We start from the raw sequence: 328 nt of genomic DNA, 5'->3' as shown, positions 1-328 counted from the left end.
CTGGAGCACGAGCGGCTGAACGTGGTGGGCTCGGTGGGGTACTCCCGCGCGTTCCTGGACCGCGTCCACGGCACGCCGTTGCCGTCCGCTGTCACCGGGGAGGCGCTGCGCACCCGTACCCCGGAGTTCACCGCGTCGGTGGAGGAGTTCCTCACGCGGCACCCGGAGCGGCCCGAGCTGGCGGGCGCCGAGGGGAAGCGGGCCGGGGCGGTCCTGCCGCTGATCGCCTCCGGCCGTTCGATCGGCGTGTGCGTGATCACCTTCGACCGGCCGCACCCGTTCGGTGAGGACGAGCGGACCGTGCTGACGGCGCTGAGCGGCCTGGTGG

At 74.1% G+C, this 328-nt stretch carries 1 protein-coding gene; it reads left to right on the top strand.

The annotated features are described in order from the left end of the window. On the top strand, positions 1-328 hold a 328-nt coding region (locus RKE29_RS30655; protein WP_312008938.1), incomplete at both ends, for a GAF domain-containing protein.

It is taken from the genome of Streptomyces sp. B1866 (assembly GCF_031932565.1).
Lineage (GTDB): Bacteria > Actinomycetota > Actinomycetes > Streptomycetales > Streptomycetaceae > Streptomyces.
Note: the sequence above shows the minus strand (reverse complement) of the source record. Positions and strands in the feature narration are given on the sequence as shown.